The sequence below is a fragment of the Stutzerimonas stutzeri genome (assembly GCF_024448695.1).
Classification (GTDB): domain Bacteria; phylum Pseudomonadota; class Gammaproteobacteria; order Pseudomonadales; family Pseudomonadaceae; genus Stutzerimonas; species Stutzerimonas stutzeri_T.
The window spans coordinates 1-15478 of the sequence record NZ_JAMOHY010000011.1; the positions used below are offsets into that span (position 1 = coordinate 1).

The window sequence follows — 15478 nt, forward strand, 5'->3', positions numbered from 1 at the left end:
CCCCCCGAAACATCGCCTATCCCGGTCGAATCAAACTGATCTGAGGTGCTCATGACTATCTACATTATCGACGGCACGGGAATCATCAACGGCCCGGTAGAACTCCCTGTTATCCCCGGCATCGGCATACAGTTGCCGGGCAACGCCATCAAACTGCCTGAGCCGCTAACTGAGCCATCAGCCGGTCACGTATGGGCGCTGGTTGAGGGTGCCCCGACGCAACTCGCCAATCATCGCGGCACTGTCTATAGCACGGCAACCGGCGTGGCTCAGCAGTACGATCAGTTGGGCGAATTGCCCGAGGATCTTACTACTGAACCACGCCCATCGCCCGATCACCGTTGGAGCGGCTCGGGCTGGGAGTTTGACCCCGAACTGCACGTTGCGAACGTGGTGGCCGCGCGGTCGCGGCTACAGAAGCAAGTCGACGCAGAGCGGGACAGGCGCATTGATGCCGGCGTGGAGTTCCAGGGCGTGCTTTATCAGTCTCGCAGCGGCGACCGAGAGAACATCGCAGGATCAGCTCAGCTGGCCTTTATGGCCATTGTTGGCGGAGCGCAACCCGGCGACCTGCGCTGGGCTGACCCGGCTGAGGACTTTTTCTGGATCGCCCTGGACAACTCGCGGGTGCCAATGGATGCGCCCACCGTGGTTGAATTTGGGCGTGTGGCCGCGCTGAACAAGAAGGCTCACATCATGGCTGGCTCGGACCTCAAGCAGATGGAGCCAATCCCGGCAGACTTCATCGATAACAAGTGGTGGCCATGATGGAGCGATTCCCACTTCCTTTGAATGTGCAATTGCTCCAAGGCGGCTACACAGGGCGTCTGCTGGCCAAGTTCCTGTACTGGGATGTCGACTATGCAGAAGTGGTGGTGCCGGTCGGCTTTGAAACAGACTTCGCTAGTGTCCGCCCGCTGCGCAACATCGCCGTTGGCCTGTTGGTGCTGGGCCTGGTGATTGGCTGGTTCATGGCGCCATTGGGCGCGCTGGTGGGCATGGCAAGCTATGGCGTGCTTGCGCTATACGCTGGCGTCGTCGGGTATGGCCATGCTGCTGCGACTATCCACGACCGCCTGTACGCCACGGGTGAGTTAAGTCGCAAAGCATCCGACAGGGTGTTCTATAACGCCCTACGCTCCAGCGGGGTGGCCCGCTGGCGGGCCTGGCTCATGTATGCAGGCGTCCGTCTCGGAGGGCACTGGCGCTACAGGTCAAGATGACGAAGACCATCCTGGGAGCTAAGGCGCCCAGGATGGCGGTGGATTATCCCAGGCTGAGAAACATGGCAATACCAACGCCGGCGAGCATTAGCAGTGGATGGCGGTGCCATGCCCAAAACCATGCTAGCAGCGCGATGCTATGCAGTGCAGCCATCACAAACAGCGGATCAGTCAGCATCTCAGATACCCATTAGACCGGACAAGGTTGTCCATCACTAATAGTGGGCACCGACTGCCCCTTCCTCAGCCATTCCCTGCAAATAATGCTGACGATCATGCAATGCCAAGCCCACCGCGAAATACAGTGGGTGGTGCGCGTCGTCACTATGCCAAATGGCGCGCCAAGCTATGCCAAATGCGGCGCGCGCTTACATGATTTCATTCACCTACCTGCCAGGCTTCTCCCGCACCGCTTGCCCCCCAGCGCCCGTCTACCTCTATAATCGCCGCGCTTTTTCCGCTATTTAACCGGAGAACCACAATGATTAAGCGCACCTTGGCAGCCGTTGCCGGCCTTGCCGTTTCCCTGACTATTGCCACTTCGCATGCTGCCGAAACGCTGCGGGTATCCGCCATTCCCGATGAAGCCCCCACCGAACTGATCCGCAAGTTCGAGCCGCTGGGCAAATACCTGGAAAAAGAATTGGGCATGCCGGTCAAGTTCACACCGGTTTCCGACTATGCCGCCGTGGTCGAGTCCCTTGCCTCGAACCGGCTCGACCTGGCCTGGCTGGGTGGTTTCACTTTTGTCCAGACCCGCCTGAAGACTGGCGATGCCATTCCGCTGGTACAGCGTGAGCAGGACGAGAAGTTCACCAGCAAGTTCATCACCGCCGATCCAGAGGTACAGTCGCTTCAGGACCTCAAAGGCAAGACCTTTGCCTTCGGCTCCGTGTCGTCCACCTCTGGCAGCCTGATGCCCCGCTACTTCATGCTCAAGGACGGCATTGATCCCGAGCAGTTCTTCAAGCGCATCGCCTATTCCGGCGCGCATGACGCGACCGCTGCCTGGGTCGAAGCCGGCAAGGCCGACGCCGGTGTGCTCAACGCCTCGGTGTGGGACAAGCTGGTCGAGGCCGGCAAGATCGACACCGACAAGGTACGGGTGATTTCCACCACCCCACCCTACTACGACTACAACTGGACGGTACGCGGCAACCTCGATCCGGCGCTGGTCGAGAAGATCAAAGCGGCCTTCCTCGCCCTCGACCCGGCCAACCCGGAACACAAGGCAATCCTCGACCTGCAGGCCGCCAGCCGCTTTATCGAAACCCGCCCGGAAAACTACAAAGGCATCGAAGAAGCCGCCCGCGCAGCCGGCCTGCTGAAGTGACGCTAGGCCTGTCCGGCGTGGGCTATGCCCACGCCAACGGCCAGGTAGCGCTGCAGAGCATCGAACTTCAGGTCAGCAGAGGCGAGCGCGTCGCCATCATCGGCCCTTCCGGGGCCGGCAAGACGACGCTGCTGCGCCTGCTGGCGACTCATCTGCAGCCGCACTCCGGCCAGTTCACGCTGCTCAATTGCGAACCCTGGTCGCTGTCTGCCACTGCCCGCCAAAGGCTGCGCGCGCGCATCGGCCTGGTTCACCAAGCGCCCCCCCTGCCACCGCGACAGCGGGTGATCACCTCGGTGCTGGCCGGCCAGCTTGGTCAATGGTCGCTTGGCCGCAGCCTGCTCAGCCTGCTTTATCCGCTGGACAGGCACGGCGCTGCCGAGGCGCTGAGCCGGCTGGACCTGGCTGACAAGCTCTACCAGCGCTGCGACCAGCTCTCCGGTGGTCAACTGCAACGTGTAGGCATCGCGCGCGTGCTGTACCAGGCACCGGAACTGATCCTCGCCGACGAACCGGTTTCAGCCATGGACCCGGTCCTGGCCAGCTGGTCGCTGAACATCCTCAACCGCGAAGCCGAGCGCCGTCAGGCAACCTTGCTCGCCAGCCTGCACGCCGTGGAACTGGCGCTGGAACACTTTCCGCGCGTGATTGGCGTACGTGACGGGCACATTGTGTTCGACAAGGCTTCGGCAGAGGTCAGCCAGGCCGAGCTCGACGCGCTCTATGCCAATGACCAGCTGACCGGCACCCCTGCTGTTGAACCCCTTCTGCAGCAGACCCTGCATATTCCGCGATGCTGAATCCTGCTCTCACCCAGCGCGACCCCGCCGCCCGCTCACGCCTGCTGCTGACCCTGCTGGCGCTGGCTCTGCTGTGGCCGGGGCTGTCGCTGAGCGAGCTGGATATCGGCGTGCTGTTCGATGGCAGCAACGCCGACACCATGGGCGTCTTCCTTTCCGCGTTCTGGCCACCCGAGCATGACCGCGACTTCCTCGCCCTGCTCTGGAAGGCAACGCTGGAAACCCTGGCCATTGCCACCGCTGGCATGGCCCTGGCGCTGGCCGTCGCACTGCCCTGCGCGCTGATCGCCACCCGCGCCCTGTCGATATCCGCGCTCAGCCGGGGCGGACGTCCGCATCGCTGGGCACAGGCGTTGCGCTGGCCGGTACGCGGGCTGCTGATCATCCTGCGCAGCGTGCCGGAAATCGTCTGGGCGCTGTTGTTCGTCCGCGCTGTCGGCCTCGGCCCGACCGCCGGGGTGTTGGCCATCGCCATCACCTATGCCGGAATGCTTGGCAAGGTCTATGCGGAAATCTTCGAGTCGGTCGATCCCCTGCCAACCCGCGCCCTGCTCGGCGCCGGCAGCACGCGGCTGCAGGCCTTCGCCTACGCCGTACTGCCCCAGGCTTCGGGGGAGATGCTGTCGTACACGGTCTACCGCTGGGAGTGCGCGATCCGCGCCTCGGTAGTGATGGGCTTCGTTGGCGCCGGCGGGCTGGGCCAGCAGATGGATCTGTCGATGCGCATGTTCGCCGGCGGCGAGGTGGCGAGCATGCTGCTGACCTTCCTCTTGCTGGTGCTGCTGGCAGACCTGCTCAGCCAGTTGCTGCGACGGAGGTTCGTATGAAGTCGCTATCGCGCTACGTCCTGCCGTTGTTGCTGATCGCCGCCGTGATCGGCTCGTTCGCCTACCTGCAGCTCGAAGCCAGCGCCCTGTTCAGCACGGACGGGATGGGGCAGATGGCAAGCTATGCCTCGGGCTTCCTCAACCCGGACCTGTCGGCCAGCCATCTGCGGGCTATCGGTTATGGCAGCCTGGAAACCCTGGCCATGTCAGCCGTCGGTACGCTCCTGGCGGCTCTGCTCGGCCTGCTGTTGGCGTTGCCCGCCGCCGGACGTTTCGGCCTGATCGCCCAAGGCGGCGCGCGCCTGCTGCTCAATGCCCTGCGGGCCATTCCCGAGCTGGTCTGGGCTGCGCTGATGGTGCTGGCCGCAGGGCTCGGACCGAATGCCGGCACCCTGGCGCTAGCCTTGCACACCGCTGGCGTTCTGGGCCGGCTGTTCGCCGAAGGACTGGAAAACACGCCCAGCGCTCCTGCCGAGGCGTTACGCCTATCCGGCAGCGGGCGCATCGGCGCGTTCTGCTACGGCACCCTGCCTACGCTCTGGCCGCAACTGGTGGCCTATACGCTGTATCGCTGGGAAAATAATATCCGCATGGCCAGCGTGCTCGGCTTCGTCGGTGCCGGTGGCCTGGGTCAGATGCTCTACATGAGCCTTAGCCTGTTCCAGGAAGCCCAGGCCTCGACGGTGATTCTCGCCATGCTGCTGATGGTGCTGGCCGTCGATGCGCTCAGCGGGTGGGCCAGGCAGCGTTGGGTGCGCAGCTGACTGAGGCTTTCATTGGCCCATCCTGCGGCAGGTCACCAGGGCAGCGGCTCGTCCGCAGTCAGGCTCAGCTTGTTGCGTATGTCGGCAAACATCGCATCGTAATCGGCACGCCCGTGCAGCACCGGCCCGCCGGGCAGGCACAGACCGTGGCGCACGGCAATGCGCGCGACGCGGCTGAACACGTTGTAGGCAATGTCGCGATGCAGCTCGAACTCTTCGCTGAAGGGCTTGCCATCCACCTCTCCACGCATGCTGACCTGCAGCACCTGGCCACTGTCCGGGTCATTGTGCACGCTGTACTCGATATCGCAGGCAAAATGCTGCCGGGAGCAACCGTGGGGAAAGTGGACACGGGATAGACGGCCTGGCTTGAACATGCGAATCCTTGCTTCTGCTTTGCGGAAGCGCGCATTTCATCATGCCACTCTGATATCAACCGTGATTTAAATCAGTGCAGACCCGGCTTCGCTGCCCTTTCTTGAACCAGTACCCAGGGGGCGACCACTACAGCCCATAGGGAAGGATCACGTGACAGCCAGTCTTCCGCCTGCTCCGTTTCGAGTCGACCCATATGCCCCTCGTCCAGCCATGCCGCAACCTTTTCCCGATCATCCTCGGCAACCGCCTGCGCCGCCGCGATCAGATCGAAATCGCGGGCGACTCGCAGCAGTACGCCACGCGCGAAAAAGGGCTGCAGCTCTTCCCAGGTAATGGAGGCGGTTTCAGCCAGCAGTTTGGCATAAAGGGTGCTTGATTCTTCGCTCATGGGACTCGCTCAATAAGGGTGCGGCGTAATGATAGCGTCCGGGCGGGCACCATCAAGCCGTGGGTCTCTGACTGTGCAAACGGGTGCTGACGCTTCTACACTGTGCCGGTACAGTTGCCGTGCGGTTCAGGGACGTTCGCACCCAGGCGACACCGCAGGTCACAGGTTCCAAACAATAATTATGAAAGTGGAGCGCATATGAAAATCAAGCAGCCTCTTTGCAAACTGTTTCTGGCCATCGCATTAACCAGCACAACGAGCTACAGCCTGGCCGCTGACACCATCAGGATTGCGCTGGCCGGCCCCGTCACCGGAGCGGTCGCGCAGTACGGTGACATGCAGTTCATGGGCGCCCAGATGGCCATCGACCAGATCAACAAGAAGGGCGGCGTCAACGGCCAGCAGCTGCAGAGTGTGGTCTACGACGATGCCTGCGACCCCAAGCAGGCGGTTGCAGTCGCCAACAAGATCGTCAATGACGGGATCAGCTTCGTGGTCGGGCATCTGTGCTCCAGCTCCACTCAGCCGGCGTCCGATATTTACGAAGACGAAGGCATCCTGATGATCACCGCCGCGTCCACCAGTCCTGACATTACCGCCCGCGGCTACCAGCTGATCTTCCGCACCATTGGCCTGGACAGCCTGCAAGGCCCGACCGCGGGCAACTTCATCGCCGACCAGATCAAGCCGAACAACGTTGCGGTCATTCATGACAAGCAGCAGTACGGCGAAGGCATTGCCACTTCGGTCAAGCAGACCCTGGAAAGCAAAAACGTCAAGGTTGGACTGTTCGAAGGTATCAACGCCGGTGACAAGGATTTTTCCTCGCTGATTGCCAAGCTCAGACGTGAAGGGGTCGACTTCGTCTATTACGGTGGCTATCACCCGGAAATGGGCCTGCTGCTGCGCCAGTCGAGGGAAAAGGGCCTCAATGTGCGCTTCATGGGACCGGAGGGCGTTGGCAATTCGGAAATCTCCGCCATTGCCGGCCCGGCATCCGAAGGCATGCTGGTCACGCTGCCGAAATCCTTTGATCAGGACCCGCGCAACCAGGCGCTGGTCGAAGCCTTCAAGGCCAAGAAGCAGGATCCGAGTGGCCCCTTCGTGTTCCCCTCCTATGCTGCAGTACAGGTCATTGCCGAGGGCATCGAGAAAGCAGGCAGCACCGACACCGACAAGGTGGCCGAAGCCTTGCGCAGCAATACCTTCGATACCCCGACCGGCAACCTCTCGTTCGACGAGAAGGGTGACCTGAAGGACTTCAACTTCGTGGTTTACCAATGGCACAAGGACGGCACCAAGTCCGAAGCCAAGTAACCGATAACCATCCGAGCGAACCCACCGCGCTGCTGTGGGTTTCGTTTCAGCTGATCGGGATAGCCCCGGCCACAAGTCATTCGGGCGACCCCGGCAACACCTTCAACCAAGCCCTTGGCGCCGCATTCTCCATGCAGCGTGTTCGAAGCAGGTCCGCGCCAGCGGTCGAGCAGGCTGTTGGGTGTTCAGGAGAAAAGCGATGCCTGAGCTCTACCACTATTTTCAACAGCTGATCAACGGCCTGACCGTTGGCAGCACCTACGCCCTGATCGCCATCGGCTACACGATGGTTTACGGGATCATCGGCATGATCAACTTCGCCCATGGCGAGGTCTACATGATCGGCTCTTACGTGACCTTCATCGCCATTGTCGGACTGTCGATGATGGGGCTTGATGCCCTGCCCATCCTGATGATCGGCGCCTTCGTCGCCAGCATGATCGTCACCAGCGCCTACGGCTACAGCATCGAACGGGTCGCTTACCGACCGTTGCGTGGCAGCAACCGGCTGATTCCTCTGATCTCCGCCATCGGCATGTCGATCTTCCTGCAGAACCTCGTGCTGCTGGCCCAGGATTCCAAGGACAAGGCCATCCCCAACCCCATGCCCGGCAACTTCGTGATCGGCGAAAGCATCATGAACGGGGTGGTGATTTCCTATATGCAGGTGCTGATCTTCGTCGTCACCATTGTCGCCATGATGGGCCTCACGCTGTTCATCTCCCGCTCCCGCCTGGGCCGCGCCTGTCGTGCCTGCGCCGAAGACCTGAAGATGGCCAACCTGCTAGGCATCAACACCAACAGCATCATCTCCCTGACCTTTGTCATCGGCGCGGCGCTGGCGGCGGTCGCAGCGGTGCTGATCAGCATGCAATACGGGGTGATCAACCCGCATATTGGCTTTCTCGCCGGCATCAAGGCCTTTACCGCCGCTGTGCTGGGCGGCATCGGCAGCATCCCTGGCGCCATGCTCGGCGGCCTGGTTCTCGGCGTGGCAGAGGCGTTCGGCGCCGATATCTTCGGCGACCAGTACAAGGACGTGGTGGCCTTCACGCTGCTGATCCTGGTCCTGCTGTTCCGCCCTACCGGCATCCTCGGTCGCCCGGAGGTGGAAAAGGTATGACTCGCAATCTGCGCACAGCCTTCTTCAGCGCCCTGCTGGTCATTGCCGTCGCGGTTCCGGTATTCGGCCTGAAGCTCACCACGGTGGGCATCCGCATCGAGGTGCAGGGCGCCGAAGCCGATACCTTCTGGATCATCGCCGCCTGCGCCGTGGCCATGTTCGCCTGGCAGTTGTTTCGCACCCGGCTGGCTGCCGGATGGGCAGCCAGCCCAAGCCTGCCCAGCGTTCCGGCCGGTGCAGGAAACTTCCTGACCCTGCCCTCGACCCAGCGCTACATCATCATCGCACTGATACTCGTGGCGCTTGTCTGGCCTTTCTATGGTTCGCGCGGTGCAGTGGATATCGCCACGCTGATCCTGATCTACGTGATGCTCGGCCTGGGCCTGAACATCGTCGTGGGCCTGGCCGGCCTGCTCGATCTGGGTTACGTCGGCTTTTACGCGGTCGGTGCCTACACCTACGCACTGCTGTCGCATTACTACGGCTTCGGTTTCTGGCTCAGCCTGCCGATTGCCGGTGCCATGGCGGCGCTGTTCGGTTTCGTGCTGGGCTTTCCGGTATTGCGATTGCGCGGCGATTACCTGGCCATCGTGACCCTGGGCTTCGGTGAAATCATCCGCCTGCTGCTGCGCAACATGACCGAGTTGACCGGCGGCCCCAACGGCATCAGTGGCATCGACAAACCGACCCTGTTCGGCCTGAGCTTCGACCGCCGTGCCGCCGAGGGCATGCAGACCTTCCACGAGTTCTTCGGTGTCGCCTACAACTCCATCAACAAGGTGATCTTCCTCTACCTGATTGCCCTGTTGCTGGTGTTGCTGACGCTGTTCGTGATCAACCGCCTGCTGCGCATGCCCATTGGCCGAGCCTGGGAAGCGCTGCGCGAAGACGAGATTGCCTGCCGCGCGCTGGGCATGAACCCCACGGTGATCAAACTCTCGGCCTTCACCATCGGCGCAACCTTCGCCGGTTTCGCCGGCAGCTTCTTCGCCGCCCGCCAGGGGCTGGTGTCGCCGGAGTCCTTCACCTTCATCGAATCGGCGATCATCCTCGCCATCGTCGTACTGGGCGGCATGGGCTCGCAGCTGGGGGTGATCCTCGCGGCTATCGTGATGATCCTGCTGCCCGAGCTGATGCGCGAGTTCAGCGAATACCGCATGCTGATGTTCGGCGCCCTGATGGTGCTGATGATGATCTGGCGTCCGCAGGGCCTGCTGCCCATGCAGCGTCCCCACATGGAGCTGAAGCAATGAGTCGCCCGATTCTCGAAGTACGCGGCCTGACCATGCGCTTCGGCGGCCTGCTGGCCGTCAACGGAGTGGAACTGGCCGTACGGGATAAACAGGTGGTCTCGATGATCGGCCCGAACGGCGCCGGCAAGACCACCGTATTCAACTGTCTGACCGGCTTCTACCAGCCGACCTCAGGTGAAATCCTGCTGGACGGCGAGGCGATCCAGGGCCTGCCGGGGCACAAGATCGCGCGCAAGGGCGTGGTCCGCACGTTTCAGAATGTCCGCCTGTTCAAGGACATGACCACCGTGGAAAACCTGCTGGTGGCCCAGCATCGTCATCTCGACACGGGTCTCCTGTCCGGACTGCTGAAGACCAGGGCCTTTCGCAAAAGCGAACGCGCGGCGATGGATTTCGCTGCGCACTGGCTGGAGCAGGTCAACCTCACCGAAGTGGCCAACCGCCCGGCCGGCACGCTCGCCTATGGCCAGCAGCGCCGCCTGGAAATCGCCCGCTGCATGATGACGCGCCCGCGCATCCTCATGCTCGACGAACCGGCTGCCGGTCTCAATCCGAAGGAAACCGAGGACCTCAAGGCGCTGATCGGCGTCCTGCGTGACACCCACGGGGTCACGGTGCTGCTGATCGAGCACGACATGAAGCTGGTCATGAGCATTTCCGACCACATCTACGTGATCAACCAGGGCTGCCCGCTGGCCAACGGTACGCCGGAGCAGGTCCGTGACAATCCGGACGTGATCAAAGCCTATCTGGGAGAGGCGTAAGCATGCTGTATTTTGAAAACGTCTCGACCTGCTACGGCAAAATCCAGGCACTGCATCAGGTCAACGTCGAGGTCCGCAAAGGCGAAATCGTCACCCTGATCGGAGCCAATGGCGCCGGCAAATCCACCCTGCTGATGACCCTCTGCGGTTCGCCGCAAGCCTCCGAAGGCAGCATCCGCTTCGAGGGGGATGAGCTGGTGGGAAAACAGACCTGCGACATCATGCGCAAGGACATTGCCGTGGTGCCCGAAGGACGTCGCATCTTTGCCCGCCTGACCGTGGAGGAAAACCTCGCGATGGGTGGCTTCTTTACCGGCAAGGCAGACTTCCAGGAACAGCTGGACAAGGTCATGTTGCTGTTCCCGCGCCTGAAGGAGCGCTATCAGCAGCGCGGCGGCACCATGTCCGGTGGAGAACAGCAGATGCTGGCCATCGCCCGCGCCCTGATGAGCAAGCCCCGTTTGCTGCTGCTTGACGAGCCTTCGCTGGGGCTTGCGCCGATCATCATCCAGCAGATCTTCGAGATCATCGAGCAGTTGCGCGCAGATGGCGTGACCATCTTTCTGGTCGAGCAGAACGCCAATCAGGCGCTCAAGCTGGCTGATCGCGGCTATGTACTGGAGAACGGCCACATCGTCATGCAGGGCAGCGGCGAAGAGCTGCTGGTCAACCCCAGGGTTCGCGACGCCTACCTGGGCGGTTAGGAGGCACGCATGGCAGAAAGGAATCGGCTCTGGATCAGCAACCCCCTCGCGCTTTTTACGGCCAACGATCATCGGGCGCCCGGCGGACTGGTGATCGAAAACGGCGTCATCGTCGAGCTGCTGGCCGCAGGGCAGACACCGGCTCGCCCGGTCGATGAAACCTTCGATGCCCGCGAACATGTGGTCCTGCCGGGGCTGGTCAATGCGCACCATCACTTCCACCAGACACTGACCCGCGCCTGGGGGCCTGCGGTCAACGCCCCGGTGCTCGACTGGCTGCCGGCGCTGTATCCCGTCTGGTCAAGGCTGACACCCGCGCAGCTCGCCCTGGCCAGCAAGGTCGCACTGGCCGAGCTGCTGCTCTCGGGTTGCACCACGACTGCGGACCATCATTATCTGTTTCCCGAAGGGCTGGAGCAGGCCATCGACATCGAGGTCGAGGCCGTGCGCGAACTGGGCATGCGCGCCACCCTGTGCCGTGGCTCGATAAACGTCGCCGGGTCGCACAACAGCGCCTGCGTGCAGAGCGCCGAGGTGATTCTGGCCGACAGCCAGCGCCTGGCCGAGCAGTACCATGAGCGCGACGATGGCGCGCAGATCCAGATTGCCCTGGCACCCTCTTCACCCTTTGCGGTGACCCGCGAACTGATGTGCGCCAGCGCCGAACTGGCGCAAACCCACGGCCTGCGCCTGCATACCCACCTGGGCGAAACGCCAGACGAACAGCAGGCCTGCATCCGCCGTTTCAGCATGCGCAGCGTCGATTACCTGAAAAGTGTCGGCTGGCTCGGCCCGCAGACCTGGCTGGCCCACGGCATCCATTTCAACCAGATCGAAATCGACCGCCTCGGTGCAGCGGGTGTCGGCATCTGCCACTGCCCCAGCTCGAACATGCGCCTGGCTTCGGGAATCTCTCGAACACTGCAACTCGAAGACGAGGGTGCAACCATCGGGCTGGGCGTCGATGGCTCAGCATCCAATGACACCTCGAACATGCTGCTGGAAGCCCGTCAGGCGCTGTTCATCCAGCGCCTGCGCTACGGCGCCGGAAAGATCACGCCCGAGAAGGTCCTTGGCTGGGCAACCCGTGGCTCGGCACAGCTACTGGGACGTTCCGACATCGGCGAGATCGCGCCGGGCAAGCAGGCTGATCTGGCTCTGTTCAAGCTTGACGAGCTGCGCTTTTCCGGCAGTCACGACCCCATTGCCGCACTGTTGTTGTGCGCTGCCGACAGGGCCGACCGGGTAATGATTGGCGGTCGCTGGAAGGTGATTGACGGCCAGATCGAAGGGCTGGATCTGGCCGGTTTGATCGCCGACCACCGCCAGGCCGCTAGTCATCTGGCTGGCGGCTGAGGACGACAGTCGGGTTACGCCTTCAGCTAACCCGACCTACATCTTTCGATCTGCAGGCTGCGTGAACAGAGCGTAGGGTGGAAGACTGCGAAGCATCTTCCACGCGTCGACCAACCACCTGCGGCCTCAGCCCTGCAACGCCTGGGCATGATGCCGCAGGTGGTCGTCGATGAAGCTGGCGATGAAGTAGTAGCTGTGGTCGTAACCCGGCTGGATACGCAGCGTCAGCGGGTGATTGGCCGCCTTGGCCGCAGCCTCCAGCGCCTCGGGTTTGAGCTGGTTTTCCATGAAGTCATCGCGATCACCCTGGTCGACCAGGATCGGCAACTTCTCTCCCGCTTCGGCCAACAGCGCACAAGCATCCCATTCCCGCCAGCGTGAGCGGTCTTCACCCAGATAACGGGAAAAAGCCTTCTCGCCCCAGGGGCAACTGGCGGGATTGGTGATGGGCGAAAAAGCTGAAACCGAGCTATACCGCCCCGGATTCTTCAGTGCACAGACCAACGCACCATGGCCGCCCATTGAGTGCCCACTGATACCGCGCTTATCGGAGACAGGGAAATTAGCCTCGATCAGCGCCGGCAGCTCATGGACCACGTAGTCGTACATGCGGTAATGCTGCGCCCAGGGCTCCTGGGTGGCGTTGAGGTAGAAGCCGGCACCCAAGCCGAAATCCCAGGCACCGTCCGGGTCGTCCGGCACATCAGTACCGCGCGGGCTGGTGTCCGGCGCAACGATGATCAGCCCCAGCTCCGCTGCCAGTTGCTGCGCGGAAGCCTTCTGCATGAAGTTCTCGTCGGTGCAGGTCAGCCCCGACAGCCAATAGAGCACCGGCAGCTTCTCGCCCTGCTCCGCCTGGGGCGGCAGGTACACGGCGAACACCATGTCGCAGTTCAGACTGCTGGAACGGTGGCGATAGCGCTTGTGCCAGCCGCCGAAGCTCTTGTTGCAAGAAATATTCTCAAGAGTCATGGATATGCCTCACGTAGGGTGGAAACCGCGAAGCGTTTTCCACCGACCGAGGTGGACAAGCCGTCTGGCGACGGCGTTATCCACCCTACGGATCAGAAATGAATGACGGTACGAATGCTCTTGCCTTCATGCATGAGGTCGAAAGCCTTGTTGATCTCCTCTAGCCCCATGTTGTGGGTGATGAAGGTATCCAGCGGGATCTCGCCGCTCTGTGACTTCTCCACGTAGCTGGGCAGCTCGGTGCGTCCCTTGACGCCACCGAAGGCACTGCCGCGCCAGACGCGACCGGTAACCAGCTGGAACGGACGGGTACTGATTTCCTGGCCAGCGCCAGCGACGCCGATGATGATCGACTCGCCCCACCCCTTGTGCGCACATTCCAGCGCAGCGCGCATCAGTTGCACGTTACCGATGCACTCGAAGGAGTAATCCACGCCGCCGTCGGTCATCTCGACGATGACTTCCTGGATCGGCTTGTCGTGATCCTTGGGATTGACGAAGTCGGTGGCGCCCAGCTCTTCGGCGATAGGGAATTTGGACGGGTTGATGTCGATGGCAATGATCCGGCTGGCTCCGGCCATTTTCGCCCCGATGATCGCCGCCAGACCGATGCCACCGAGGCCGAAGATGGCCACCGTGGCGCCCTCTTCCACCTTGGCGGTGTTGAGCACCGCACCGATACCGGTGGTCACGCCGCAACCCAGCAGGCAGACCTTGTCCAGCGGCGCTTCCTTGGGAATCTTGGCGACCGAGACTTCCGGCAATACGGTGTATTCGGAGAACGTCGAAGTGCCCATGTAGTGATAGATCGGCTGGCCCTGGTAGCTGAAGCGGGTGGTGCCGTCCGGCATCAGGCCCTTGCCCTGGGTGGCGCGCACCGAGCTGCACAGGTTGGTCTTGCCGGATGTGCAGAATTTGCACTGCCGGCATTCGGCGGTGTACAGCGGAATGACGTGGTCGCCCACGGCCACCGACGTCACACCCTCGCCCACAGCTTCGACGATACCGCCGCCCTCATGACCAAGGATGCAGGGAAACACGCCTTCGGAATCTTCACCGGACAAGGTATACGCATCGGTATGGCAGACGCCGGTAGCGACGATGCGCACCAGCACCTCGCCGGCCTTGGGCGGCTCGACATCCACTTCGACGATCTGTAGCGGCTGATTGGGGCCGAAAGCGACGGCGGCGCGTGATTTGATGGTCATGCAGGGCTCCTCCTGGGTGAATGGAGCAGAGTGTAGTTTCATCGGCACTCTGGGTTAATGATTCAAACGTGGAAACATTGTTGCCATACAGGGACAATCGAGTCTTTCACTCTCTGGAGCCGGCATGAACCGCTGGGAAGGTCTCGACGAATTCGTCGCCGTCGCTGAATGCGGCAGCTTCATGCGCGCCGCCGAACACCTGCGCGTGTCTTCCTCTCATGTCAGCCGCCAGGTGGCACGGCTCGAAGAGCGGCTACAGGCCCGGCTGTTCTATCGCACCACGCGCCGCGTCTCGCTGACTGAAGCTGGCCATACATTCCTCGCTCGCTGCCAGCGCCTGATCGAAGAGCGCGACGACGCCTTTCACGTCATCAGCGATTTGCACGCAGCACCTGCCGGGCTGCTGCGCATGACCGCCGCCGTGGCTTATGGCGAGCGCTTCATCGTGCCGCTGCTCAACGAGTTCATGGCGCAGCATCCACAGCTGCGGGTTGAGATCGAGTTGTCCAACCGTACCCTGGATCTGGTGCAGGAAGGCTACGACCTGGCCATCCGCCTGGGCCGGCTCAACGAATCACGACTGGTGGCAACACGCATCGCGCCACGGGCCATGTTTCTGTGCGCTGCACCGGCCTATCTTGAACGCTACGGGCGCCCGCACACCCTTTCGGAACTGGCACGGCACAACTGCCTGGTAGGCACGAGCGATACCTGGTTATTGCAGGTCGATGGTCGCGAGCAACCGTTCAAGCCTAGTGGCAACTGGCGCTGCAACAGCGGCCAGGCGGTACTGGATGCCGCCCTGCGCGGCTTCGGCCTCTGTCAGCTGCCGGATTACTACGTTCAGGAACCTCTGCGCCGTGGGGAGCTGGTGTCGCTGCTCGAGGCCAATCGACCGCCCAATACCGCTGTCTGGGCCGTCTACCTGCAACGCCGCTATCCGCTGCCAAAGGTGCGCCTGCTGATCCAGGCGCTGAAAGAGGGACTGGCCAGACGCCCGGAATACCGCCGGTCCTGAGCAACTCCATGGCGCGCTGAAACAATGTCTTACCGCCCGCGCGTCCGACT

The 15478-nt window shown here is 62.2% G+C and carries 17 protein-coding genes; 13 read left to right on the forward strand and 4 right to left on the reverse strand.

Annotated elements, in window-relative coordinates; translation table 11 throughout:
- Positions 1-51 precede the first annotated feature (51 nt).
- The 6 genes from NAV32_RS10320 to phnE all read left to right on the forward strand — a co-directional run bounded on the left by NAV32_RS10320 (position 52) and on the right by phnE (position 4947).
- Entirely contained in the window at positions 52-768 is a 717-nt protein-coding gene (locus NAV32_RS10320; protein WP_256052709.1) for a hypothetical protein, read from the forward strand.
- Positions 765-1223: a DUF1353 domain-containing protein gene (locus NAV32_RS10325; RefSeq protein WP_256052710.1), complete on the forward strand. Its 459-nt coding sequence runs from the start codon at positions 765-767 to the stop codon at positions 1221-1223. Before NAV32_RS10320 ends, NAV32_RS10325 begins: the two co-directional genes overlap by 4 nt.
- Before the next feature lie 481 nt (positions 1224-1704).
- A complete protein-coding gene (locus NAV32_RS10330; protein WP_256052711.1) occupies positions 1705-2556 on the forward strand; it encodes a putative selenate ABC transporter substrate-binding protein in 852 nt (283 codons plus the stop codon).
- Positions 2553-3356 (forward strand): phosphonate ABC transporter ATP-binding protein, encoded by an 804-nt coding sequence (locus tag NAV32_RS10335; RefSeq protein ID WP_256052712.1) that lies wholly within the window; start codon positions 2553-2555, stop codon positions 3354-3356. The genes NAV32_RS10330 and NAV32_RS10335 overlap by 4 nt, the downstream gene beginning before the upstream one ends.
- A complete protein-coding gene (locus NAV32_RS10340) occupies positions 3350-4183 on the forward strand; it encodes a PhnE/PtxC family ABC transporter permease (RefSeq protein WP_256052713.1) in 834 nt (277 codons plus the stop codon). Before NAV32_RS10335 ends, NAV32_RS10340 begins: the two co-directional genes overlap by 7 nt.
- Positions 4180-4947, forward strand: coding sequence for a phosphonate ABC transporter, permease protein PhnE (phnE, locus tag NAV32_RS10345; protein ID WP_256052714.1), 768 nt, complete (start codon positions 4180-4182; stop codon positions 4945-4947). The genes NAV32_RS10340 and phnE overlap by 4 nt, the downstream gene beginning before the upstream one ends.
- A 32-nt stretch (positions 4948-4979) precedes the next feature.
- Here phnE and NAV32_RS10350 read toward each other — a convergent pair whose 3' ends face one another.
- The gene (locus tag NAV32_RS10350) at positions 4980-5324 is read right to left on the reverse strand and encodes a DUF5064 family protein (protein ID WP_256052715.1); all 345 of its coding nucleotides are present in this window, start codon (positions 5322-5324) and stop codon (positions 4980-4982) included.
- A 71-nt stretch (positions 5325-5395) separates the two neighbouring features.
- Positions 5396-5713: a DUF2288 domain-containing protein gene (locus NAV32_RS10355; RefSeq protein WP_256052716.1), complete on the reverse strand. Its 318-nt coding sequence runs from the start codon at positions 5711-5713 to the stop codon at positions 5396-5398.
- Positions 5714-5911: 198 nt separating this feature from the next.
- Between NAV32_RS10355 and NAV32_RS10360 the strand changes: the two genes are divergently transcribed.
- From NAV32_RS10360 to NAV32_RS10385, 6 genes are all read left to right on the forward strand, one after another.
- Positions 5912-7030 (forward strand): branched-chain amino acid ABC transporter substrate-binding protein, encoded by a 1119-nt coding sequence (locus NAV32_RS10360; protein ID WP_256052717.1) that lies wholly within the window; start codon positions 5912-5914, stop codon positions 7028-7030.
- A gap of 199 nt (positions 7031-7229) precedes the next feature.
- The gene (gene livH / locus NAV32_RS10365; protein WP_256052718.1) at positions 7230-8153 is read left to right on the forward strand and encodes a high-affinity branched-chain amino acid ABC transporter permease LivH; all 924 of its coding nucleotides are present in this window, start codon (positions 7230-7232) and stop codon (positions 8151-8153) included.
- On the forward strand, positions 8150-9406 hold the full coding sequence (locus NAV32_RS10370) for a high-affinity branched-chain amino acid ABC transporter permease LivM (protein WP_256052719.1): 1257 nt from the start codon (positions 8150-8152) through the stop codon (positions 9404-9406). The genes livH and NAV32_RS10370 overlap by 4 nt, the downstream gene beginning before the upstream one ends.
- Entirely contained in the window at positions 9403-10170 is a 768-nt protein-coding gene (livG, locus tag NAV32_RS10375) for a high-affinity branched-chain amino acid ABC transporter ATP-binding protein LivG (RefSeq protein ID WP_256052720.1), read from the forward strand. Before NAV32_RS10370 ends, livG begins: the two co-directional genes overlap by 4 nt.
- A 2-nt stretch (positions 10171-10172) precedes the next feature.
- Positions 10173-10874, forward strand: a complete 702-nt coding sequence (locus tag NAV32_RS10380) for an ABC transporter ATP-binding protein (protein ID WP_256052721.1) — start codon at positions 10173-10175, stop codon at positions 10872-10874.
- 9 nt (positions 10875-10883) lie between these two features.
- On the forward strand, positions 10884-12230 hold the full coding sequence (locus NAV32_RS10385) for an 8-oxoguanine deaminase (RefSeq protein ID WP_256052722.1): 1347 nt from the start codon (positions 10884-10886) through the stop codon (positions 12228-12230).
- 126 nt (positions 12231-12356) lie between these two features.
- Here NAV32_RS10385 and fghA read toward each other — a convergent pair whose 3' ends face one another.
- Positions 12357-13202 carry an S-formylglutathione hydrolase gene (gene fghA, locus NAV32_RS10390; protein ID WP_272890242.1) on the reverse strand — a complete coding sequence of 282 codons (846 nt, stop codon included), beginning with the start codon at positions 13200-13202 and terminating at the stop codon, positions 12357-12359.
- Between the two features lie 92 nt (positions 13203-13294).
- Positions 13295-14410, reverse strand: a complete 1116-nt coding sequence (locus tag NAV32_RS10395; protein WP_256052723.1) for an S-(hydroxymethyl)glutathione dehydrogenase/class III alcohol dehydrogenase — start codon at positions 14408-14410, stop codon at positions 13295-13297.
- Positions 14411-14534: 124 nt separating this feature from the next.
- Between NAV32_RS10395 and NAV32_RS10400 the strand changes: the two genes are divergently transcribed.
- Positions 14535-15428: a LysR substrate-binding domain-containing protein gene (locus tag NAV32_RS10400; protein ID WP_256052724.1), complete on the forward strand. Its 894-nt coding sequence runs from the start codon at positions 14535-14537 to the stop codon at positions 15426-15428.
- Positions 15429-15478 lie beyond the last annotated feature (50 nt).

What these genes read in the sequence shown, in the direction of transcription:
- livH (WP_256052718.1), top strand. Translation starts at nt 7,230, where the DNA reads ATGCCTGAGCTCTACCACTATTTTCAACAGCTGATCAACGGCCTGACC.
- livG (WP_256052720.1), top strand. Translation starts at nt 9,403, where the DNA reads ATGAGTCGCCCGATTCTCGAAGTACGCGGCCTGACCATGCGCTTCGGC.
- NAV32_RS10380 (WP_256052721.1), top strand. Translation starts at nt 10,173, where the DNA reads ATGCTGTATTTTGAAAACGTCTCGACCTGCTACGGCAAAATCCAGGCA.
- NAV32_RS10370 (WP_256052719.1), top strand. Translation starts at nt 8,150, where the DNA reads ATGACTCGCAATCTGCGCACAGCCTTCTTCAGCGCCCTGCTGGTCATT.
- fghA (WP_272890242.1), bottom strand. Translation starts at nt 13,202, where the DNA reads ATGACTCTTGAGAATATTTCTTGCAACAAGAGCTTCGGCGGCTGGCAC.
- phnE (WP_256052714.1), top strand. Translation starts at nt 4,180, where the DNA reads ATGAAGTCGCTATCGCGCTACGTCCTGCCGTTGTTGCTGATCGCCGCC.
- NAV32_RS10360 (WP_256052717.1), top strand. Translation starts at nt 5,912, where the DNA reads ATGAAAATCAAGCAGCCTCTTTGCAAACTGTTTCTGGCCATCGCATTA.
- NAV32_RS10350 (WP_256052715.1), bottom strand. Translation starts at nt 5,324, where the DNA reads ATGTTCAAGCCAGGCCGTCTATCCCGTGTCCACTTTCCCCACGGTTGC.
- NAV32_RS10325 (WP_256052710.1), top strand. Translation starts at nt 765, where the DNA reads ATGATGGAGCGATTCCCACTTCCTTTGAATGTGCAATTGCTCCAAGGC.
- NAV32_RS10385 (WP_256052722.1), top strand. Translation starts at nt 10,884, where the DNA reads ATGGCAGAAAGGAATCGGCTCTGGATCAGCAACCCCCTCGCGCTTTTT.
- NAV32_RS10330 (WP_256052711.1), top strand. Translation starts at nt 1,705, where the DNA reads ATGATTAAGCGCACCTTGGCAGCCGTTGCCGGCCTTGCCGTTTCCCTG.
- NAV32_RS10340 (WP_256052713.1), top strand. Translation starts at nt 3,350, where the DNA reads ATGCTGAATCCTGCTCTCACCCAGCGCGACCCCGCCGCCCGCTCACGC.
- NAV32_RS10395 (WP_256052723.1), bottom strand. Translation starts at nt 14,410, where the DNA reads ATGACCATCAAATCACGCGCCGCCGTCGCTTTCGGCCCCAATCAGCCG.
- NAV32_RS10400 (WP_256052724.1), top strand. Translation starts at nt 14,535, where the DNA reads ATGAACCGCTGGGAAGGTCTCGACGAATTCGTCGCCGTCGCTGAATGC.
- NAV32_RS10320 (WP_256052709.1), top strand. Translation starts at nt 52, where the DNA reads ATGACTATCTACATTATCGACGGCACGGGAATCATCAACGGCCCGGTA.
- NAV32_RS10355 (WP_256052716.1), bottom strand. Translation starts at nt 5,713, where the DNA reads ATGAGCGAAGAATCAAGCACCCTTTATGCCAAACTGCTGGCTGAAACC.